The sequence below is a fragment of the Cryobacterium algoricola genome (genome assembly GCF_004402485.1).
Taxonomy (GTDB): Bacteria; Actinomycetota; Actinomycetes; order Actinomycetales; family Microbacteriaceae; genus Cryobacterium; species Cryobacterium algoricola.
On record NZ_SOFG01000022.1, the window covers coordinates 12,616 to 32,717 of the forward strand.

Genomic DNA, 20,102 nt, shown 5'->3' on the forward strand with positions numbered 1-20,102 from the left:
CCGCCCGCGGCCGGGATCCCGACCCGGGCCCGCCCGGCAGACGTCACATCGTCAGGGCAACTCAATACGGGTCGCTCGGGTCAGTGCGCGTGCGCTCCGGCGGGCGCACCGGCATCCGCGCCCTCACTTGCCGGCGCGCGCCGGATGAAGAACGCGGCCGGGATCGCGAACAGGGAGATCACGGCGCCGCAGAAGAAGGCGGCCTGGATGCCCGCACTCGTCGCGGAGACCCCCGTCGCGCCGGTCGACAGCTGCGACGCCGCGACCGACGACATCACGGTGACGAACAGAGCGGTGCCGAAGGCGCCGGCGAGCTGCTGGATCGTGCCGACCATCGCGCTGCCGTGCGAGTAGAGCTCGGGGCGCACGGCGGCCAGACCCGCGGTGAACAGCGGGGTGAAGAGCAGGGCGAGGCCGAGACTCAGGGTGACGTGCGCGGCGAGCACCAGCCAGGGCGCACTGTGCTGGTTGAGCAGGGTCATCGACCAGAACACCGCGCTCACGATCACCGAGCCGACGATGAGCAGACCGGTCGGGCCCGACCGGTCGTAGAGGCGCCCGACCACTGGCGCGAGCAGACCCATCACGAGTCCGCCCGGCAGCAGCATCAGCCCGGTCGTGAGCGCGTCGAGGCCGAGCACCGTCTGCATGTAGATCGGCAGCAGGATGATGGTGCCGAACAAGGCCATCATGCTGATCGCCATCATCACGATCGCGAACGTGAAGGTGCGCGAGCGGAAGGTGCGCAGGTCGAGCAGGGCGCGGTTGCGCTTCTGCAACGACAGTTGGCGGAGGATGAACGCGGTGAGGCCGAGCACACCGACGGCCAGGGGCAGCCAGCCGGACACCGAGCCGATGCCACCACTCGCGGCGCCCAGGTTGCTCAGCCCGTAGACGAGCCCGCCGAAGCCGAGCGCGGAGAGGATCACCGAGAGCACGTCGATCGGGGTCTTGGTCGGCGTGGTCACGTTCTTCATCAGGATGCCGCCCACGACGAGCGCGGTCAGCGCGATCGGCAGCACCAGGATGAACATCCAGCGCCAGTCGAGCACGCTCAGGATCGCGCCGGAAATCGTCGGGCCGATTGCCGGTGCGACCGAGATCACGATGGAGATGTTGCCCATCATCCGCCCGAGGTGTGCGGCGGGCACGAGCGTCATCACGGTCGTGAGGAGCAACGGGAACATGATCGCCGTGCCGGTGGCCTGCACCACTCGGGCAAGGAGCAGCACGGTGAAGCCGGGCGCGAGGGCCGCGATCAGCGTGCCCGTGCTGAACAGGGTCATCGCCGCGATGAACACCGGCCGGGTGTTGAACCGCTGCAGCAGGAACCCCGTGATCGGGATGACCACCGCCATCGTGAGCATGAACGCGCTCGTCAGCCACTGCGCGGCACTCGCCGAGATGTTGAGGTCTTCCATCAGCCGCGGCAGCGCGACGCCCATGATCGTCTCGTTCAGGATGACGACGAACGTCGAGATGAGCAGCAGGGTGATGACGAGGCGGTTGCGGACACCGAGGGCCGCCTCGGCCGCGGTCGTTGCGGCATCCGTGCTCGCTGTGTTGTGTGCAGACGCACCTGCGAGGGTGCCTGTATTCGTGTCGGTACTGGCGGTGGCGGTTTCAGACATGAAGGTCCCGTCGAGGTGTGCGGTCAAGATGTGAGGCGGTGCAGATGTAAGGCGGTGTCGCTATTGAAACTCAAACCACTGACACCGCCCGATTGTTCCGGCGAAGCGGAACTCGGTCAGACGTAAAGTCGGAGATTTTCGCGCCACGCCGCAACTCCTGGCAGCGGATGCCGCGAGTCGCGAAAATCTCCGACGTTGCGTCGAGAGGGCGCGAGGCCCGGTCGGCCTCGCACCCTCCCTCACCGATAGGGAGTGGTCATCCGGTAGCGGAGCAGGTCCGCGTGCTGGCGTTCGAGAGCGCGCTCGCGTTCTTCGCGCACCCGCCGCAGCACCTCCCAGTCGACGGATGCGACCGGGCGCGCCGGGCGCGGCCGCCGCCCCCACCGGATCAACGCGACACCCAGGTGCAGCGCCAGGCGATCGACCCGGCCGAGAGGCCGCAGCTGCGGCGCAACCGACTCCACTACGGATTCGGGTTCCGATGCGGACGGTGGTTCCGGTTCGTGCTGCGTGGGCAGCGGGTGGTCGTGGCGACCGGGATCGGTCGGCAAGGTTATGGTCATGGTGATTGAGCCTCACTGTGACGGCGCGCAGGACGGATGCGGAGGCATCCGTCTGCTGCACCGGCGGGGCCGCCGAAGCGGCGCAAGAATGGACGTCGTCAGGTATGCGACGTCAGGGAACGGGACTGATCCCGGGGCGCGCAAAGCGCCGGCTGCGAGCGGGCATCGAGGGCGTCGCCACCGCAGAACCGGTGGTGGAAACTCGCGCCGGTCAGGCGGTAAAGACGCCGACGAGGCCGGCGGCGAGGCAGTTCACTGCGGAAAAGTTTGACTGAATCATGGGACGGCTCCTCTCGTCGTGTGGCGTTGCTGCCACGGTACCCGTCGTTCGCACGATCGCGCAAGGGAATCGGGAAAGGTGCACTGAATCCGTTACCTCAGCTCTCGGCAAGGCCCAGCTGCCGCAGAAGCCGGGGAAAGTCCGTGACGAGCGCGTTCCAGACGATCTGATAGTCCGTGTTCGCGTAGTCATGGGCTAGGTAATTCCGCATCGCACGCAACTCCGCCCACGCGACCTCCGGGTGTTTGTCCCGGTATGCGTCCGGCAACCGCTCGACCGCGGTTTGCAGATCGATCACGATGGCCTTGGCCGCGAGTTGCTGGGTTCGGTCCGCCCGGTCGAAGAAGACCTCCCGGCCGCGGGCGGTGATGAGGCGCACATGACGCACGAGGTCGCGGATGTCCGCGAGCAGCGCATCCGTGCGGTCGAACTCGTGGGTCATCGGGTCACGCTCACAGCGGCACCGCCTCGGCGACGGCACGATCGCGGATGCTGCCCTCGGCCCGGTCGCTCATCACGTCCACCCGCACGCCGAGAAGGTGCTCGAGGTCGAGGACCAGGCCCGCCGCATCGAGGAGGGAGGCCTCGGGCGCGAATTCGACGAGGAGGTCGATGTCGCTGCCGGCGACATCCGTGCCCCGGGCGATGCTCCCGAAGACTCGTACATGGCCGGCGCGGCGGCGGGCGGCCAGCTCGAGCACGCGCTCGCGACCCCGCTGCAGCACGACCGATGGTCGCTCGGCAGTCGCGGCCAGGATGCGGGCAAGGGTTTCCGGGCGCGGCTGCACCCGACCGGACTCATAGGCGGAGAGATTCGGTTGCGGCACGTCGGCGCGCACGGCGAGCTGGCTCTGCGAGAGCCCGGCGCGCGTGCGTGCCTCGAGAATGCGCTCCGAGGTTGTCATGCCGCGAGTATAGCTCGCAGCTATATTGCCGCGATGGGCTGGTTGCAGGGTCCTGCGCCCGCGCGCATCCACGCCCGCGGCGCACAGTCGGAGATTCTCGCGACACGCCGCGTTTCCCGGCAGCGGATGCCGCGAGTCGCGAAAATCTCCGACATAACGTTCCGCGAGACCCGGTTCAGTCTTGCGCGCCCGCGCCCTTCCGTTTCCGGAAGGCGATCATGTTCATCCGGCTGCCGCAGCGCGCGCTGCAGAAGCGCTTGGACCCGTTGCGCGAGAGGTCCAGGATCAGGCCGGCGCAGTCATCCGCTTCGCAGCTGCGCAGCCGCCGCATCTCGTCCATCCGGATCACGTCCATCAGGGCCAGCGAGGCTTCCACCCGCAGGCGTTCGCCGAGCGGGGCATCGGGCGTAGTCGCGTGCAGGTGCCAGTCGGACGCGTCGTGCCGGGCGAGGTACGGCATGGCCCGGGCCTCGGCGAGCATGGCGTTGACCTGGAGCGCCGCGGCGTCGCGGTCAAGGGTCCAGACGAGCCGCACCTCGTCGCGGGCGCGCAGCACGTCGAGCCGCTCGCGCTCGTCGCCGTCGATGCGACCGGAGAAGGGGTACCCGGCGATGAAGTCGGAGAGCTGGTCGAGGGTCGCGAGCTCATCCGTGCCGCTCCGGGAGGCCGCGGGATCGGTATTGCCGAGGTCAACCGCGAACTCGAGAGACTCCACAGTGTCATGGGCAAACTGCATGTTGACTCCTAACCCGACCATCGCCTAACGTTATGGTCATACCCAATTGTAGACCGTAACGCTGCGCGCGGTGGTTGTGCGCGGCAGTCAAGCTCGGCAGCATCACCCTGCCGCAGCGCGCGGCAACAGAGCGCGCGACAGAAGCAGCCAGCCACAGACAACCGAAGGAGTCCCATGAAGATCTCGTCCCCCTCCGCGGGTCTCGTCGTGGCGGTCATCGCGTCGCTCTCCTTCGGCACCTCCGGCGCGTTCATCAAGCCCCTGCTCGAGGCCGGCTGGTCCCCGAGCGCCGCCGTCACCGCACGCGTGCTCCTCGGCGGGCTCGTGCTGCTGCCGCTCGCCCTGATCTCGTTGCGCGGATCCTGGCCCGCCCTGTGGCGGGCACGGTGGCGCGTGCTCGCGATGGCCGTCGCCGGCGTCGCGTCCACCCAGTTCTTCTACTTCGCGGCAATCCAGACCATTCCCGTGGCCACGGCCGCGCTCATCGAACTTCTCGCGCCGCTGCTTCTGGTCGGCGTCGTGTGGGTGATGACCCGGCGCATCCCGCATGCCCTGGTTCTGGTCGGGTCGCTGTTCGCCGTCGGCGGGCTCGTGCTCGTGGTCGGCCCCGGCGCGATTCGCGCCGTAGACCCGCTCGGCCTCGCCTTCGCCGCCTGCGCCATGGTCGGCTGCGCGATCTACTTCGTGATCGCCGCCCGCCCGAGCGACGGACTGCCACCGGTCGGGTTCGCGGCCGCGGGACTCGTGCTCGGCGGCCTCGTGCTCGGCGCGCTGGGCCTCACCGGCGTTCTCCCGCTCGCCGCGACGTTCGGCCCGGTGCCTCTCGCGGGCGCCGCCCTGCCGTGGTGGGTGCCGCTCGTCATCGTCGCGCTCGTCAGCACCGCGCTCGCCTACGTCTCCGGAATCACCTCCGCCGAGGCCCTCGGGTCGAGGCTCGCCTCCTTCGTCTCGCTGCTCGAGGTCGTCTTCGCCGCCCTGTTCGCCTGGTTGCTGCTCGGCGAACAGCTCACGCCGCTCCAGCTCCTCGGCGGCGCGCTCATCCTCGGAGGCATCGCGGCCGTGCGTGCGGCCGGCTCCGAAACCGCCGTTCCCGCCGCGCTCGACCTGCTCGTCCCCTTGCCCGTCATGGTCGACGCCAGGGTCGTCGAGCCGGCACCGGCCCACGAATACCGAGGCTGACGAGCACCTCCAAGCGGATGCCGCCCGTCGCCGCCGGCGTCCGGCTCACCGGCCGCGCTGCATCCGCTCACCCCGCGCCCGCGCCGGTTTCGGCAGCCCGCGCCCCCTTCGCCCCGCGCCCGCGCCGGTTTCGGCAACCCGCACCCGCCGTTTCGGACGCGGGCTGCCGAGACGGGCGCAGGTCCCGCCCGCCAGGGCTACAGTTCCTTGCGCTTGAACGCCGTCACCGCGAGCGCGACCAGGGCCGCAGCCAGCAGCAAGGCCGTGCAGACCGGCCAGAACGTTTCGACGGACTTCCCGAGCGCGAGCGAGGTCGGCACGCCGGTCAGCGCGGCCGGCGAATAGGTGCCGAGCGGCGTCCAGAGTGCGGCGATCGACACGAGCGCATACGCGCCCAGCCCGGCGCCGGCGGCTCCCGCCGTGGGACTGATCAGCACCGAGAACAGCGTCATCAGGGCGACGAACAGGATGCCGAACACCAGCCAGGCGAGTGACGCCGACCAGAGCGCACCCCCGGGCGCCTCCCCGAAGACGATCGCCGTGCCTCCCCAGGTGACGAGCGTGCCCGCGACCACGAGCACCGCGAGGAATACCGAGTGCACGGTGGCCTTGGCGAGGATGAACGCGCCACGCGACACCGGCTTGGTCAGCACGAGCACCGCGGTGCCGCTGCGCCGCTCCGAGGAGACGATGCCGCCGTAGACGATGATCAGAGCGAACAGCACGATCTGGGACAGGTTCTTGATCCAGCCCGTGTAGGCATCCGCGTAGGTCGGGTCGGGCAGCGTGAACTGACCGAGCTGGTCTGCGGCGACCGCGCGGAGGATCTCCGGCGTGAACCGGGCCATCACCGGGCCGGTCAGCGCGAAGAACAGCACGATGCCCGGGAGCACCCAGAGTCGCCAGGTCCGCACGATCTCGAGAAACTCCTTGCGCGCGAACGCCGCGAATCCCCTCATCGTGCTCCCCCTCCGACCAGGCTGACGAAGACGTCTTCGAGGCCCAGCTCACCGGCGTCCATGCGGCAGAGCCCGGTGTGTCTCCCGGCGACGAGCACCGGAATGGCCAGGCGGGCCGCGTCCATGTCGGTGACCGTGATTTCGAGGGCGCCGGTCGGGCCCACGGCAACGGATGCCGCCCACGGCTCTCGGGAGATGTCCTGCGCGAGGTCGCCCGCGGCATCCGTCACCTCGAGGATCACCTTGCGTTCGGCATACCGGGAGGTCAGCTCCTGGATCGGCCCGTGCGCGACCACGCGACCGCGGTCGAGAATGGCGACGGTGTCGCAGACCCGCTCCACGTCGGCGAGAATATGCGTCGAGAAGAATACGGTGGTGCGCCCGCGCAGCGAGGTGAGCATGTCGAGCACGTCGCGGCGACCCATCGGGTCTAGAGCGCTCGTCGGCTCGTCGAGGAGCAGGAGCTCGGGTGCGTTGATCAGCGCCTGGGCCACGCCGAGGCGCTGCTTCATGCCGCGGGAGTACCCGCCGATCGCGGTGGTCACGTCGGTCAGTCCGGCGAGTCCGAGAAGCATGCCGACACGGTCATCCAGGGTGCGCCGGTCGATCGAAAAGAGTCGGCCGACGAACCTGAGGAATTCCTCGGCGGTCATCCAGTCGTAAAAGCCGGGTACGTCGGGGAGGAAGCCGATCCGGGCGCGGATCGAGTCGTCCACCGCCGTGACGTCGTGCCCGAGGATCTGCACGACGCCGCTCGTGGGCCGGGCGAGCCCGGTCAGCATCCGGAGCAGCGTGGTCTTGCCGGCGCCGTTCGGGCCGAGGAACCCGAAGATCGAGCCCTCCTCGACCTCGAGGTCGACGCTGTCGAGGGCGCGGTGCTCGCCGTAGGTCTTGGTCAGGCCGCTGGTACGGATCGCGAGGCTCATCGAGTGCCGGCTTCACTCCGCGGGTCGGTGCCCGGCCGCTCGGTGGGGTCGCTGCGTGACCCATAGAGCGCGTCGGCGACGGCGTCGGGGCTGGTCGACGGCGGGCGGGGCGCCGACGCTGCCGCATCGAGCACCGCGGGCTTCCGGGCCACCACCAGGTAGAGGATGGCGCCGATCAGGTTGGCGAGCAGGATCACCGCCAGCCACACCCACTTGTTGCCGGTGAGCACCCGGTCGGCGGGACGCCGGTACAGGTCGACCAGGGCGATGACGTCGAGCGTGACCTGGATGACCGCCATCACCGCGATCACGATCCACGCCCACCCGGGGAGTGACGACAGAGGAATATTCATGACACGGAACCCTTCTTCGAGGCCGACGCGAAGTCACGGCGCTGCTCAGCGGCGCGACCGCTTCGGGATACGGCAACGAGCAGCCCCAACGGCAGCACGAGAGTGAGGCCCAGGCCGATCAGCGTCGGCCAGATTCCGGTGCCGCCCTGCACCGAGTACAGGGTCTGCAGCATGCTGACGAGAGCGACCAGCGCGAGCGCGAGGCTCCCAGCGGATGCGGCGACGCGGTTCCACGCCGGACGCCCGGCCAGGTGCACCCAGGCCGCGGCGAGCAGCGGCACCACAATGAACCCGGTCAGGATCAGCAGATTGGCGGTGCGGCTCGAGTAACCGTCCGGTTCCCCGGTGGCTCCCCAGTGCGAGGGAACGGTGTCGGGCAGGCCGGCCCAGGTCACGGCCGCGAGGATCGCGAACGCGACCCCGGCGAGGACCGGTGCGGCGAGCGTTGCGGTGACCACGCGTGCGGGCGCCTCGGCGAACGGCTCGTCCTCGTCGTCCGGCCGGATCAGGTGCGCCCGCACGGCGAGCGCGGCGAAATTGACCGTCCAGCCGACGCCGAGCGCCTTCGGCACGAGGATGCTCGGATCGCTGGGATCCCAGGACCGGCTCGCGAACCGTTCCGACGTGGGCTGGCGGGTGTCATACGGAACGCCGAGGAACCGGCCGGCCCGGTGGGTGCGCGGCACTCGCCCGGCGCTCCCGGCGGTGAGGTCCCGGTGGCCGCGAGCGGCGGCATCCGTGCCCCCGTCGCGGTCGAGGCCGGATTCGGAACCACGGTCGGTGTCGAAGTCGCCGTTGACGTCAGAGTCGCGATCGTCGGTCGTATAGGCGCGCGCGAGCGCCTCGGGCTCGCCAAGCTCGGCGAGCACCCGGCGCGCCTCGTCTCCGCTGCGATCGGTCCCGTCGAGGCGATGCTCGACGTGCGCGAGCAGCTCGGCGAGCGCGTCCGCGTCGATGTCGATGCGCAGTCGCACCGCGGCGGCGCGCAGGCGGTCGAAGTAGTCGTCCAGCAGCGCGTCCGCACCGACGGGCGGGAGTCCGTCGCCGGGTAGCGGTTCGGAGGCGTCACGCATGGGTCGTGTCCTTTCCCAGAAGGTCGGTCATGTCGGTGCTCATCGCGGTCCAGACCTTGGTCATCGAGACGAAGGCCCGCTCGCCCGCTGGTGACAGCCGGTAGTACTTGCGCGGCGGGCCGACCGGCGATTCCTGCCACTCCGAGGTGATCAGGCCGCTCTTCTTCAGCCGGTTCAGCAGCGGGTACGCGGTGCCGGCGCTGATCGCGAGGCCCGGGTACCGGACGAGCCGGTCGACGATCTCGGCACCGTAGGCCTCGCCGCGGTGCAGCAGCGCGAGCACAGCCAGCTCGACGACGCCCTTGCGCAACTGAGACGGAATCGCCTCGCCCTCGATCGCCATCGTCCCGCCTCGTCACCTGTACCTTGTGAAACCCGGTTGCTTGTTATGCCAACTACAAGGTAACACACGTTACCGTCGCCGGATAGGCGCATCCGTTGCGCTCTCCCGCGCGGCGTCACGCCACGCGATTGCAGTCGGATCGTCCATATCCGCAGGTCTCCGAGCCTGACGATCACGCCGCCGCCCGCGATACGTTTCGGGTGTTCCACTGCACGAGCCTGTCAGTGACGACGAGACCCTGGAGGATGTGCCCGTGTCGAAAGCAGCAAGCGGGGACATCCCGGCTCATCTGCCAGCCCGGCTGGTGATCACCCTCTGGGACTTTTCCTGGTACACCCAGGCCGGCCCGGGCGAACCGTTCGCGGATCTCGACCGCGCCTTCGCCGAGGCCGCGGAGCGCGGCTACAACACCGTGCGTATCTGCGCAGCACCCCTCTACTTGTTCGGGCCGAACGCGCTACCGGCCGACCTCGCGATCTCGGGTTTCGGTCCCCGTCCGGGCGGCGGCTCGTTCGGCGACGGCACCCGCTGGTACAACGTGACCGGCGGCTACTCGGTGCCCCTGTTGCAGAGGCTCCTCGCTCTCTTCGCTGCCGCCCGCCGCCACGGTTTCGTCGTCATCCTGTCATCGTGGGAGTACCAGCAGTCACCCGCGTTCGCCGCCGACGACCGTTGGTGGCGAGCGATCGACGCCGTCCCGTTCGCCGAGCGGATGGACGCGCTCGCCTCGGCGAACATCACGCTGCTGCACGTCCTGGACGACAACGGGTGTCTCGACCTGGTCGCCTTCCTCGAGCTCCACAACGAGGTCGACTTCTCCCGGGTTCCCACCGACGGCGCCACGCTGGAGCGGGCCGTGCAGACGGTCTCCCGGCAGTTCCCCGGCATCCTGACGACGGTCAGCTATGGCAAGCCGCCGCACCCCGACTGGGAGTCGCTGCCGGCAGACCTGCAGGTCGGCCAGTTCCACATCTACGCCTACGGGGTGCTGGATGCGCTGCAACAGACGATCGACATCCGCGGTTCGGGCACGGAAGACTTCCCGAACACGGCCCTGCGCGGGCTGCTCCGCCCGGGCGCACCCGCCTGGGCGGACGCCGGCCGGCCGGAGGGCTGGCGGTTCGACGCGACCGTCGTGACCGACCAGATGCTCTACGGCTACGACAACGTCGACCCGGACGGCTGGGACCTCTGGCTGTACGACCGCTATGCCCCGTTCCGAGATCGGATGCACGGCGAGATCCGGTCGCGGGTCGCGGCCGCCGCCGCGTGGGGCCGCCAGCACAGCACGCCGGTCGTCTTCGGCGAGGGCTGGGTCGGTTACACGCCACTGCACGCCGGTTTCGAAGAGGGTCCGGTCGGGAAGGACCTCGCCGAAACGGGGCTGCACGCCGCCGTCGACAACGGAGCCTGGGGTGCGGTGCTGTCCTCGAATGCCGCTCCGCAGCATCCGCTCTGGGCGGATGTCGCGTGGCAGCGCCGTGCCTCGGCGATCCTCCTCGGGTAGCCGGTTCCCTGGCGTGGACGGCGCAGGCCGCTCGCCGGCGTCGCCCGCGTCGCCTGAGTCGCCTCAGCCCTTGCGGTGGGCGCGGTACTCGCTCGGGCTGACCCCGTGCGTGCGATGGAACTGCCGCGAGAAGTAGAGCGCGTCCTGGTATCCGACGGCGTGCGCGATCTGCGCGATGCCGAGCGAACTGGTGTCGAGCAGTTGCCGCGCCCGCGACATCCGCAGTGCGGTGTGGTGGGCGAGCACGCCGCCGCCCGTGGCCGTGCGGAACATCGCGCCCAGGTGCGAGGCGGAGACCCCCACCATTGAGGCCAGTTCCGAGACCTTCACCGCGCTGTCGAGCCGTTCGGACAGGTACGCCATCGCCCGCTGCAGGGGGTCGCCGCGCTCGGGCAGCGCCCGGTCCAGGGCGATCCGGGTGAGCAACTGCCAGGCGATTCCGGATGCCCCGATCATGCGGGCGGGCAACAGGTCGCGTTCCAGGGCGGTGATGATCTCATCGATCAGGGCCACGCACCGTTCGATGTTGTGCATCGGCAGCACGGGCCGTTCCACGGTCGCTCCCGTGGCTTCGACCAGCTCGGCGGCGTCGGTTCCCCGCAGATGGCACCACCAGATCGTCCAGGGATTCGAGTCCGAGGAGGCGTACCGGTGCGGGACCCCGCCGGGAATGAGCACCACCGACCCACTGCCGACGCCCGTGCGCACGCCGCCGAGTTCCACCCACCCGGACCCCGCCGTGCACGCCAGAAGAATGGTCTCCGGAGATCCGGAAGGCCGGAACCGTTCGTGGTTCCTGGCCTCCGGAAAGAGGCCGGCGTCCGTCACGACGAGCCTCCGGGTGACGGGCCGGGCGAGGATCTCGTCAACGAGCGGGCGCGGGACCACGCACATCCGCTCGTTACGGAAACCCTCGACCAGCTTCATCTGCTCATACTCGCAGATTCCGTCACTCCGTCCATATGCGCTATCCGGCCTGCGGCGCCCAGGGACCGTACGGGTCTCCCGGCGCCTGGTTCCGGGTCCACCATTTCGCCGTGTAGCGGATGCCGGCACTCGCCACGACATCACCGGCCACGAAGATCCTGCTCGGCGTCCACACCGCTGTGCCGTTCGACCCGGCCAGCGTCTCCTGCCACGAGCCATTCGGGTCGCCGGGTGTCTGGCCGGTCGTGGACCAGGTCGCCGTCCACAGCGATCCGGCGAACGTCACCCGGTCGCCGCCCCGATAGCGAGATTCCGGCTCCCACACCGGGGAGTCCACCGGGGTGAGCGACAGGCCGTCGACGGTCACGGACCGGCCGGCGCCGGCACTGCCGGCCTCGATACTCACCGTCACCGTTCCCGCCGCGAGCCTGAGGTTCTCGAGCGCATGCCTCGACCAGCCTCCGGCTGTCTCGCCGAGGTCGAGCACGTAGTCCTCGCCCGCTGCGCCGGCGATCCTGACCCGCGCATGGTCGAGACCGTCGGTCGTGGTCGACGAGAGCGCGAACCCGTAGACCCCGGCCGGGACCGTGACCTGTTGCGATACCGAACCGGAGAAGGCGCCGGCGCTGCCGAGGCGCAGGGCGAAGCGGGTCGCATTGCCGCCCGGGGAGGGGTTGGTCACGAACTGGCTCGTGGCCGATCCCGGATCGACCGTCGTGGTCCACCCGGTCACCTGGGTCACCGCGACGCGATCGGCGGCGAAGTCCGGATTGAGCACGTAGTTGTTGCCGCTGCCGACCGTCCATTCGCCGGTTGTCGCGTTGAGATTCCACTCGCTCAACGATTCGAAGTTGAGCCCGGCGGGTCCGGCGGAGAGCGGCAGCCACTGGTTGTAGCCGAGACCGTTCCAGGCGAAGTCCGCCCACCGGTCGCCCGCGTAGATGACCGTGTCGCGGGTTGTGCCCTTGACCGTCACGAAGAACCCGGTCTGGGTCACGTGGCTGTAGTCCTTCTCGGTTCCGGGCAGGGTGTATTCGGCCGAGTACGCCCCCTGGATGTCCGCGGACGATGAGGAGATCACATGCGTCACCGATGAATTCCAGCCGTGGAGGTCCGAGGTGGCGATGTAGTAGCGGCCGTCGAGTTTGAACATGGCGTTGCCCTCGCGTCCGGCACCGACGTAGCCGACCTGCACTGCGGGCTCCACGCTGAGGGAGTCCGCGTCGGAGATCTTGCTGACGTAGGAGTACTTGCGGCCGTTGCGGCTCGAGAAGACCAGGTAGTCGGTTCCGTCGTCATCGGTGAATACGGTCTGGTCTCCCGTGCCCTGCACCGGCGTGTTCTGAATCTTCGTCTGGAGGTTCGCGTAGTGGAACGGGCCGGTCGGGGTGTCGCTCTCCAGGGAGAGCACGGCGGCATTGGTGTCGCGCACCGGGTCGAATGATGTCTCCATCTGAGTGAGGAGCACATACTTCCCGGTGTTCTCGTTGTAGACCACGCCGAGCCGGCCGAGCCACGACGCGTCGTTCAGGCTCGTCATGCGCGAGAAGTAGTTGGAGGAGACGTCCTGGGACGCCGGGATCGCTAGGGCGGTCTCGGGAGTGGCTACGTTGCCTTCGAAGGTCCAGTTCACGAGGTCGTGAGAGGAGTATGCGGTGATGGCGACGAACTTCACGTCCCTGGCCGTGTTGCCGTAGATCTTGGTCGGGTTGGTGAAGTAGCTTTCCGATCCGGTGTAACGCACCCCGTACCAGTAGTAGGTGTCACCGAAGCGGAAGACGCCGCCGCCCTGCGAGTAGATCGGGTTCCCGGCGGTGTCATACCAGAACCGGTCGTTGTGGATGGCGTTGAGGCCGCTCTCGGGAGCGGCGATCGGAGCAGCGCTGGTGGACAGTGCGGTGCTCGGCGTGGGGCCCGGCAAGGCTTCGGCAGCGGGTGACGCTGCCGCCGAGAGAGGCAGCAGGAGGCTCGCTGTGAGAGCGAGGATGGTGGGCCCGACCACTCGGATTATGTTCTTTCGTCGTGCAGATGACACGAATGAATCCCTTTCCCGTGACGACATTGTCCGGCCCCCGAAAAGGGGCGCTCTCTCTTTCTAGCGGCCGGCTCACCCGGAGCCCATGGCCGATCAAGCCGTGGACATGGACGATCCGGCCCGGGCGGCCACGGTATGGAGCGACCACGCGGCCCGCCACGACTCCCCCGGTTGCAGGGTTGTGAGGCCGTCGCCGGAGTTCAGCGCGTCGGGTGGTGCGGTCATCGGCTCGATCGCGACCGCGCGTGCCGCACCGCCGGCGCGCTGGAACTCGTCGGCCGTGTACACCTGCACCCAGCCGAACCGGTCGTCGGTGCGGAGCTCCACCCCGGCCCCGTCCCGGCCGAGCAGCCGATGCCGGAAGCCCCCGTCCGGCGCGGGCGCGAGGTCGCCGTAACAGTGGTTCAGGTCGACCCCGGCGAGCGCGAGGCCGGCCGGGTCCTCCATAGTGCCCCGCACCGGTCGCCGGCCCACCGGGAGGAACCGGTCGTCCAGGTCGAGCGCGGTGCCGGCGTCGATGTGCAGCACGAGGTCGTCCGCGCCGGCGTCGCCCACGCGCAGGTAGGGGTGCGCGCCGAGGGCGAACGGCGCGGGTTCGCTGCCGAGGTTGTCGACGGCGTACTCGGTCCGAAGTCCGTCCGGAAGCAGGGTGTATGTGACCATCAGGCTGAGCGCGAAGGGGAACCCGGGGTCGGGACCCACCTCGATACCGAGCACGACGGTCCCCGGGGCTCGGGAGAGCAGCTCGAATTCCCGGTCGCGCACGAGGCCGTGGTTCGCAGTGGCGCGTTCGGGTTCGGTGATGACGAGCCGCTGCTCGACGCCTGCCCACGACCAGCGGCCGTCACGCACACGGTTCGGCCAGGGGAACAGGGTCGCGCCAGCGACGAAGGGTGCGCCGGCGCCGACCCGGGCTGCCTGCCCCGGCCCGTATGACTCGATGAGCGCACGACCGTTCACCTCGAGGCAGCGGAGTCCGGCGCCGACCGGGTCGATCGAGGCCGTGACCCCGTGCGCGTCGAGGGGGATCGCGCCGAGGCGTCTCTCGCCGGGGCTCACAGCGGATGGTGCCAGGTCGTCGTGCGGGTCAGGGTCACCGCGTCGAGGGCATGCAGCGCCCCCGATGTCGAGCGGCGCCGGTCCTCGGCGTCCGCCGGGACCCGCACGGGCGAGTCCCGATGGAGGGGCAGCACCCGGAGGGTGACGCTGGAGCCGGTGGCCCCGCCGATGGTGTCGAGGTCGATCTCCCAGGGAGTGCCGTCCCAGAACCGGTCGGCGACCACGACGTCATCCACCAGGAGCTCTGCGACGTCGCCCGCCCAGTCGATCCGAAGTTCGCGGCGGCATCCGCTGGCCGGTTCGCCGAGGCCGACCAGCCGGTGCACGGAGGCGAAGTCGGCGACGTACTGTCCGCCGGGGGCCGAGGCGCGACCGTCGAACGTGCCGTAGCCGGCGAGCGGGGCGCCCGCCGCCCGGAGCGGGACGAGGGTGACCGACGCCGGACGGGTCGCACTCCCGACCGGGGTGAACGCGAGGTCGTGCCAGCCGTCGTTCCACCACTCGGTGACCCGGGGCCGGGCGGATGCGCGCACGACCAGGTCGGCGCCATCCGTCCAGAGCGGGTCGGCACAGAGCACCAGCCGCCGTTGTTCCTCCTCGAGCACCCAGACCCTGGCGGCGTCGAGCCGGCCGATCACGATGATCGTGACCGAGGCGTCGGGTTCCCCGATCGTCAGCCTCCCGCCGGCCTCCCCGTCAACCCGGTACACCGTGACGCCGTCGTCGTGCTCGGTGCCGATCGCGATCTCCACGTCCCCTCCGGCATCCGCGACGAGGACGAGGGTCTCGGAGTCGAGCATCGTCAGCACAGACCCGGTCGCCCAGTGCAGCCGCGCGCCGCCGATGTCGAGGCCGACGGGCCACCGTGCGATGGTGCCCGGAACGATGTCGAGCGGCTCGGAGCCGAGCTCGACGGTGCCACTTGCGAGTCGCACGGCCAGCCGGACGTTATGGAGCGTCGGCAGCGGGATGTGCGGTTGCGCCCAGTTCAGGAAAACGAACCCGCTGTCGCCGTCGGCACGGAGCGCCCAGCGGAGAGTCGCGGCATCGTCGACCCCGGTGGGCACGATCTCGGGCAGGCTCGACGGCATCCGGGCCAGCCGGTCGCCGAACGCCGCGAGGAACGCGTGCTGCTGACGGAGCAGGGCGTGGCTCGCGGAGAGTTGACCCGCCGCGCCGACGGCGGCGTGGAAGTCGTAGTCGTACACCGGCAGGTCGTTGGGGTATCCCGTCGCGTGGGATTCCTGGACCGGCTCGGGGCCCCGGGGGTTGAGGCCGCCCGCGTACATGTAGTAGCCCTGCCAGGCCGACCCGCTGCCGACCTTGGCGTTCGCCACGGCCGCGATCGTCTCGCCCGTCGGCACGATGCGACGGTGGTACGTCGTCGCCATTCCGCCGCCGAGCTCGCACGTCGCCGCGGGGAAGGACTCGTCGCGCGGGCGCGCCTGGACCTCGCCGATCGCGATCCCGCGCACGTCGGCGCCCACCCCGACGTCGTCCCAGTCGTGGGAGAAGAAGAAGTGCTGGCGGAAGGAGTCGTCCCAGCCCGCGTCGGCGTCCACCCAGAAGCCGTCGCCGTACCCCGAGTAGAGCGGGAGCACGTCCCCTGGCGGAAGCTCCGCGCCTCCCCACGCGGTCGCGGTATAGAGCGGGGCGGTGAGGCCGGCCTCCCGGGCCATCGCCTTGAGGGTGCTGAGGTGTCCAGGCCGGCCGTAGAGTTCGTTCTCCAGCTGGATGCCGATCACGGGGCTCGACGGCCCGCACAGGCCGGCGAGTTCGGTGCCGAGGCGCTCGAACCAGGGGCGGACGAGGTCGAGGTAGGCGGGGTCATCCGTGCGGTGCTCGACCGGGGCGGCCTGCACCCAGTCGGGGAAGCCGCCGTTGCGCACCTCGCCGTGCACCCAGGGGCCGATCCGGAGCACGACGGCGAGCCCGAGTTCGCCGCAGAGCCGCACGAACGCGGCCACGTCGAGGTCGCCGTCGAACCGCGCTTCGCCCTGAACGGGCTCGTGGTGCAGCCAGATCAGGTAGCTCGACACCACCGTGATTCCGCCGGAGCGCATCAGCAGCAAGCGTTCGCGCCAGCTCGCGCGCGGCACTCGGGAGTAGTGGATCTCGCCGGAGACGGGAATCCACGGCACGCCGTCGAGCAGGAGGTGACGTGAGGTCAGGCTGATCCGGTCGTGCGGGTCGACGGTCACGGTCATTCCCGGCCGCGTCTCTGCGCGCTGCCAGCCCTGGTTCACGGCGAGGAGTCTCTGGTCGGTCAGTCTCTGGTCGGGCACGGTCATGCGGTCTTCTCCTCGTCGAGTCGTGCTGCTGCCCCGCAGAGCACGCGGCCTCGTTCGGCGGCCTCGAGCAGGGCGGCGGCCGCCTGGCGCCGGCCGATCACGTCGTCGATGGAGAAGAGCAGCATCTGGGGCAGTGAGGTGGCGAAGTAGTCCGGTGCGGATGCCGCGACACCGAGGGCGTCTGCGGTCGCCTCGAGCGCGTCCCACGTCGTGTCCGCGTCCGCGCGTTCGCCGAGGCGCAGGTGCGCCACGCCGATCCAGTAGTCGTCGAGGCGGGCGGGTCGCGGGGCGACGGCGAGCGGGCCCCCCGCGGTGCGTGCCTGTTTCCAGCGCGCGCGTGCGACCGGCTCGTCGCCGGCGGCGCGGTGGGCGTCGCCGGCGGCGACGAGGCGCTCCGCGAGGGGACCGGCCGGGTGCCTTCCCTCTCCGAGGTTCCGCGGCGGCTCGATCCCAGCGTCGAGTAGGGCGGCGGCGGCCCGGGGGTCGCTCGTCACGAGCTGTGCTGCCACGGCGATGCTCGCCCGGTCGAATGCGGCGAGCACCTGGCCCTCACCGCCCTCGAATGGCTGGAATTCGCGCTGGGTGAGCAGCGCATCCGCTTCGGTGGTCCGGCCGGCGTCGAGCAACAGCTCGGCGTAGGCCAGGGCGAGGTCGTCGCGGGCGAGGAGGTCGGCGCCGCAGCTCTCGAGCACCGCGAGCCGGTCGAGGCTCGCGATGCCGCGCAGCCGGGCGAGCTGATCGCGTTCGAAGAGGAGCCGGGGAAGCGGCCCGGCAACGGCGACCGCACGGTCGAGGTGGCCGGCGGCCCTGTCAAGATCTCCCCCGGCATTGACGACGGCGATGGCGGTGTTCCGCAGCACCACCGCGTCGTCCGGCCCGGCGGCGACGGCGGATTCGAGCACGTCCCTCGCGTCTGCGCCGAGCCGGGCGCCCATCAGCCACGAGCCGAGCAGGCCGAGGGCGACGCCGTCTGCACTGCCGACCGACTCAGCGTGCCGGATGGCGTTCCGGAGCACGTCGGCGTCGTCCAGGCCCGCGGGGAAGGCGAGCGATCGGTCCACGACCCGCGCTCGGTCCCGCTCCACGGCGGCCTCTGCGCTGCGACCGAGGCCCTCCAGCAGCTGGGCGCGGAGGTAGTGGGCCACGGGGGCCGCATTTCCGAAGACGGATGCGCCCTCCTGCGCGGCCCGGGACGCCCACTGGAGTGCGGCATCCGTCTCGCCGACCCGGGCGAATTCGTAGGCGACCGTCAGGTAGGTGCGAGAGTCGACGACATCGAGGTCGCCGGCGATGGCGTTGAGGAACGGGTCGAGGGGATCGGCGGCGCGCGCGTCCTCGAGGGCCGCAGCCGCGGCATCCGCCCGGCCGAGTCGGCGCAGGGCGAGCACGCGGAGCCCCTGGGCCGTGGTGTTGCGCGGGTCGGTGGCGACGGCGGCGGTCGCGTGCTCGAGGCCGGCCGCGATCTGGCCGCTCCTCAGCAGGGACCGGGCGGCGCCGAGTCCGCCGGCGAGGGCGTATGCGCCGTCCCAGGTGGACTTCACGAAGTCGGCGGCGGCCTCGTCGTACCGCCCGAGGCGTTCGAGGCTGAGGCTGCGCCGGTAGAAGAGTTCTCCGGAGCGCGGATTGAGGTTGCGCCGGGTGATCCGGGCCGCCGCCACGTCGAGGCGGCGGAGGGAGAGCTCGTAGTCGCCGGCGGCGTGGGCGATTTCGGCGAGCGCGATGTTGGCCCGGGAGTCGGCGGGGTCGAGTTCGAGAACCCGCTCGAGGTACGGCGTGGCCGCGTGGGTGGGGTGGCGGTACTGGATGAGGTGTTGGGCGGTCAGCAGCAGTTCGTCGACGGAGTCGAGGTCGCCGGGGGCTGCGGGCGCCGTCGCGAGCCAGGGCTCACCGACGATCGGGGTGTGCCGGCGCCAGGCGACCAATTCGGCGCTGTCGTGCAGGACGCGCACGACGAGTTCGTCGCGGCTGGCGCAGCCGGGAACATCGACGTGCACCTGGATCGGAAGGCCGGGACCGACGGGGGCCGTGTGCTCCAGCAGCACAGCGTCGTCGCGTTCCACGCGCACGACCACGGTGACCTCCCGGGCGCTTGCCACGCCGATGCTCACCCGGCCGTCGTCGACGGTCACGCTCAGCGCGGCGGTGCGGCTGGCCTGGTCGGCCGCACCGATGTCCTGGATCGGATACCAGAACTGGGAGAACTCGCGGGTCTCCCCCGGTGCGAGGTAGCTGAAGTCGGGTTGGTTGTCGGTGAAAACCCCGGCCATGAGCTCGACGTACGGCCCGTCGGCGTCGGTCAGCTGGCGGTCCCAGGCGCGGCCGATGGAGCCGTCGCCCCAGGTCCACTGCTTCTTGCCTGGCGCGATGTCGTGTTCCGCCCAGTGCACGAAGCCGGCCCCGGCGCGGTGGTCGTAGCCGCCGAAGAATTCGTCGGCGGTGTCGGTGACCATATAGGAGGTCGGAACGGGGATGTTGGAGTACAGGTCGATCCGGTCGGCATCCGTGCGCTCCTCGGCCAGTGCCGGGTAGTCGACGCCGTAGTAGGGGCGGTCGGCGCGCGGGAAGCCGGTGATGGCGCGGCGGGCGTGGTCGGCGACGTAACGCACGTCGCTCGGGAAGAAGGACTGGTAATCCGCGTGCACGGCGGCCGCGACGTTGGCCCACCAGAGGAACGTCTGCTGCTCGTCGGTGCGGTTGAACAGGCGTGCCGTGACCTCGACACTGGACTCGCTCGGGCGAAGCCTGACCCCGTGGGTGCCGCGCATCCGCTGCAGGGGGTCGAGGTCGCTGTGCCAGACCGTTACCGAACCGTCGTCGGAGCGCTCGATCGACGTTTCCACCGGCAGGTAGGTGCCCGGGCGGTGGTGCTGGGGCCAGTTGAATTCGACGCCGCCGGAGACCCAGGGGCCACCGAGACCGACGAGGGCGGGTTTGATCACGTTGTTGCGGTAGAAGAAGTCGTAGTCGCGGGTCTTGTCGTAGCCGATGTGGATGCGTCCGCCGAGTTCCGGAAGCAGCATCAAGCGCACCCAGCGGTTCTCGATGTGGATGGCGTGCCAGGCCTTCACGACGGGCCGGCTCTCGATCCGGTCGACGAACGGCAGCGGGTATACCTTGCCGTCGGAGCCCTGGTAGACCCGGTGGTCGAAGAACATCGGGAACCGGTCGGGTGCGCCGGGCTCATAGGTGAGGATGTCGACGTCTTCCGCCCAGCAGGCCACGCCCCCGGCGTCGAGAATGGCTTGCTGGTCGGCGCGCGGCTTCGGCAGCTCGATGTGCGAAGGAAGGGAGTTCATGGAGGTGAGCCTCGAGAGTGTTGAGTATGACGTGGAAGT

At 70.1% G+C, this 20,102-nt stretch carries 17 protein-coding genes; 2 read left to right on the plus strand and 15 right to left on the minus strand.

Annotated elements, in window-relative coordinates; all coding sequences use genetic code 11:
- Positions 1-80: 80 nt before the first annotated feature.
- The 5 genes from E3O44_RS15615 to E3O44_RS15635 all read right to left on the minus strand — a co-directional run bounded on the left by E3O44_RS15615 (position 81) and on the right by E3O44_RS15635 (position 4,115).
- The gene (locus E3O44_RS15615) at positions 81-1,631 is read right to left on the minus strand and encodes an MDR family MFS transporter (protein WP_134535704.1); all 1,551 of its coding nucleotides are present in this window, start codon (positions 1,629-1,631) and stop codon (positions 81-83) included.
- Between the two features lie 239 nt (positions 1,632-1,870).
- Positions 1,871-2,194: a hypothetical protein gene (locus tag E3O44_RS15620; RefSeq protein WP_134535705.1), complete on the minus strand. Its 324-nt coding sequence runs from the start codon at positions 2,192-2,194 to the stop codon at positions 1,871-1,873.
- A gap of 377 nt (positions 2,195-2,571) precedes the next feature.
- Positions 2,572-2,916 (minus strand): HepT-like ribonuclease domain-containing protein, encoded by a 345-nt coding sequence (locus E3O44_RS15625; RefSeq protein WP_134535706.1) that lies wholly within the window; start codon positions 2,914-2,916, stop codon positions 2,572-2,574.
- Between the two features lie 10 nt (positions 2,917-2,926).
- Positions 2,927-3,379 carry a helix-turn-helix domain-containing protein gene (locus E3O44_RS15630; protein ID WP_134535707.1) on the minus strand — a complete coding sequence of 151 codons (453 nt, stop codon included), beginning with the start codon at positions 3,377-3,379 and terminating at the stop codon, positions 2,927-2,929.
- Between the two features lie 175 nt (positions 3,380-3,554).
- Complete coding sequence (locus E3O44_RS15635; protein WP_134535708.1) at positions 3,555-4,115, minus strand: CGNR zinc finger domain-containing protein; 561 nt, start codon at positions 4,113-4,115, stop codon at positions 3,555-3,557.
- A 174-nt stretch (positions 4,116-4,289) separates the two neighbouring features.
- Between E3O44_RS15635 and E3O44_RS15640 the strand changes: the two genes are divergently transcribed.
- Positions 4,290-5,294: a DMT family transporter gene (locus E3O44_RS15640; protein ID WP_134535709.1), complete on the plus strand. Its 1,005-nt coding sequence runs from the start codon at positions 4,290-4,292 to the stop codon at positions 5,292-5,294.
- 197 nt (positions 5,295-5,491) lie between these two features.
- On the opposite strand, the gene E3O44_RS15645 is transcribed toward E3O44_RS15640, so the two are convergent.
- The 5 genes from E3O44_RS15645 to E3O44_RS15665 are packed head-to-tail and all read right to left on the minus strand — an operon-like array spanning position 5,492 to position 8,948.
- On the minus strand, positions 5,492-6,253 hold the full coding sequence (locus E3O44_RS15645) for an ABC transporter permease (RefSeq protein WP_134535710.1): 762 nt from the start codon (positions 6,251-6,253) through the stop codon (positions 5,492-5,494).
- Positions 6,250-7,179 carry an ABC transporter ATP-binding protein gene (locus E3O44_RS15650; protein WP_134535711.1) on the minus strand — a complete coding sequence of 310 codons (930 nt, stop codon included), beginning with the start codon at positions 7,177-7,179 and terminating at the stop codon, positions 6,250-6,252. Before E3O44_RS15650 ends, E3O44_RS15645 begins: the two co-directional genes overlap by 4 nt.
- Entirely contained in the window at positions 7,176-7,532 is a 357-nt protein-coding gene (locus tag E3O44_RS15655) for a PLD nuclease N-terminal domain-containing protein (RefSeq protein ID WP_134535712.1), read from the minus strand. Before E3O44_RS15655 ends, E3O44_RS15650 begins: the two co-directional genes overlap by 4 nt.
- Positions 7,529-8,605: a DUF1648 domain-containing protein gene (locus tag E3O44_RS15660; RefSeq protein ID WP_134535713.1), complete on the minus strand. Its 1,077-nt coding sequence runs from the start codon at positions 8,603-8,605 to the stop codon at positions 7,529-7,531. The genes E3O44_RS15655 and E3O44_RS15660 overlap by 4 nt, the downstream gene beginning before the upstream one ends.
- Positions 8,598-8,948 carry a PadR family transcriptional regulator gene (locus E3O44_RS15665; RefSeq protein WP_134535714.1) on the minus strand — a complete coding sequence of 117 codons (351 nt, stop codon included), beginning with the start codon at positions 8,946-8,948 and terminating at the stop codon, positions 8,598-8,600. Before E3O44_RS15665 ends, E3O44_RS15660 begins: the two co-directional genes overlap by 8 nt.
- 253 nt (positions 8,949-9,201) lie before the next feature.
- Here E3O44_RS15665 and E3O44_RS15670 point away from each other — a divergent pair, with 253 nt between their 5' ends.
- Entirely contained in the window at positions 9,202-10,455 is a 1,254-nt protein-coding gene (locus E3O44_RS15670) for a cellulase-like family protein (protein ID WP_174775092.1), read from the plus strand.
- A gap of 63 nt (positions 10,456-10,518) precedes the next feature.
- On the opposite strand, the gene E3O44_RS15675 is transcribed toward E3O44_RS15670, so the two are convergent.
- From E3O44_RS15675 to E3O44_RS15695, 5 genes are all read right to left on the minus strand, one after another.
- Entirely contained in the window at positions 10,519-11,382 is an 864-nt protein-coding gene (locus E3O44_RS15675; RefSeq protein ID WP_134535716.1) for an AraC family transcriptional regulator, read from the minus strand.
- A 40-nt stretch (positions 11,383-11,422) separates the two neighbouring features.
- Positions 11,423-13,384, minus strand: coding sequence for a family 43 glycosylhydrolase (locus E3O44_RS15680; RefSeq protein WP_198415967.1), 1,962 nt, complete (start codon positions 13,382-13,384; stop codon positions 11,423-11,425).
- A 126-nt stretch (positions 13,385-13,510) separates the two neighbouring features.
- Positions 13,511-14,476 (minus strand): aldose 1-epimerase family protein, encoded by a 966-nt coding sequence (locus E3O44_RS15685; RefSeq protein ID WP_166792682.1) that lies wholly within the window; start codon positions 14,474-14,476, stop codon positions 13,511-13,513.
- A complete protein-coding gene (locus E3O44_RS15690) occupies positions 14,473-16,767 on the minus strand; it encodes a beta-galactosidase (RefSeq protein WP_241976374.1) in 2,295 nt (764 codons plus the stop codon). The genes E3O44_RS15685 and E3O44_RS15690 overlap by 4 nt, the downstream gene beginning before the upstream one ends.
- Entirely contained in the window at positions 16,764-20,063 is a 3,300-nt protein-coding gene (locus E3O44_RS15695; RefSeq protein WP_134535719.1) for a DUF5107 domain-containing protein, read from the minus strand. Before E3O44_RS15695 ends, E3O44_RS15690 begins: the two co-directional genes overlap by 4 nt.
- Positions 20,064-20,102 lie beyond the last annotated feature (39 nt).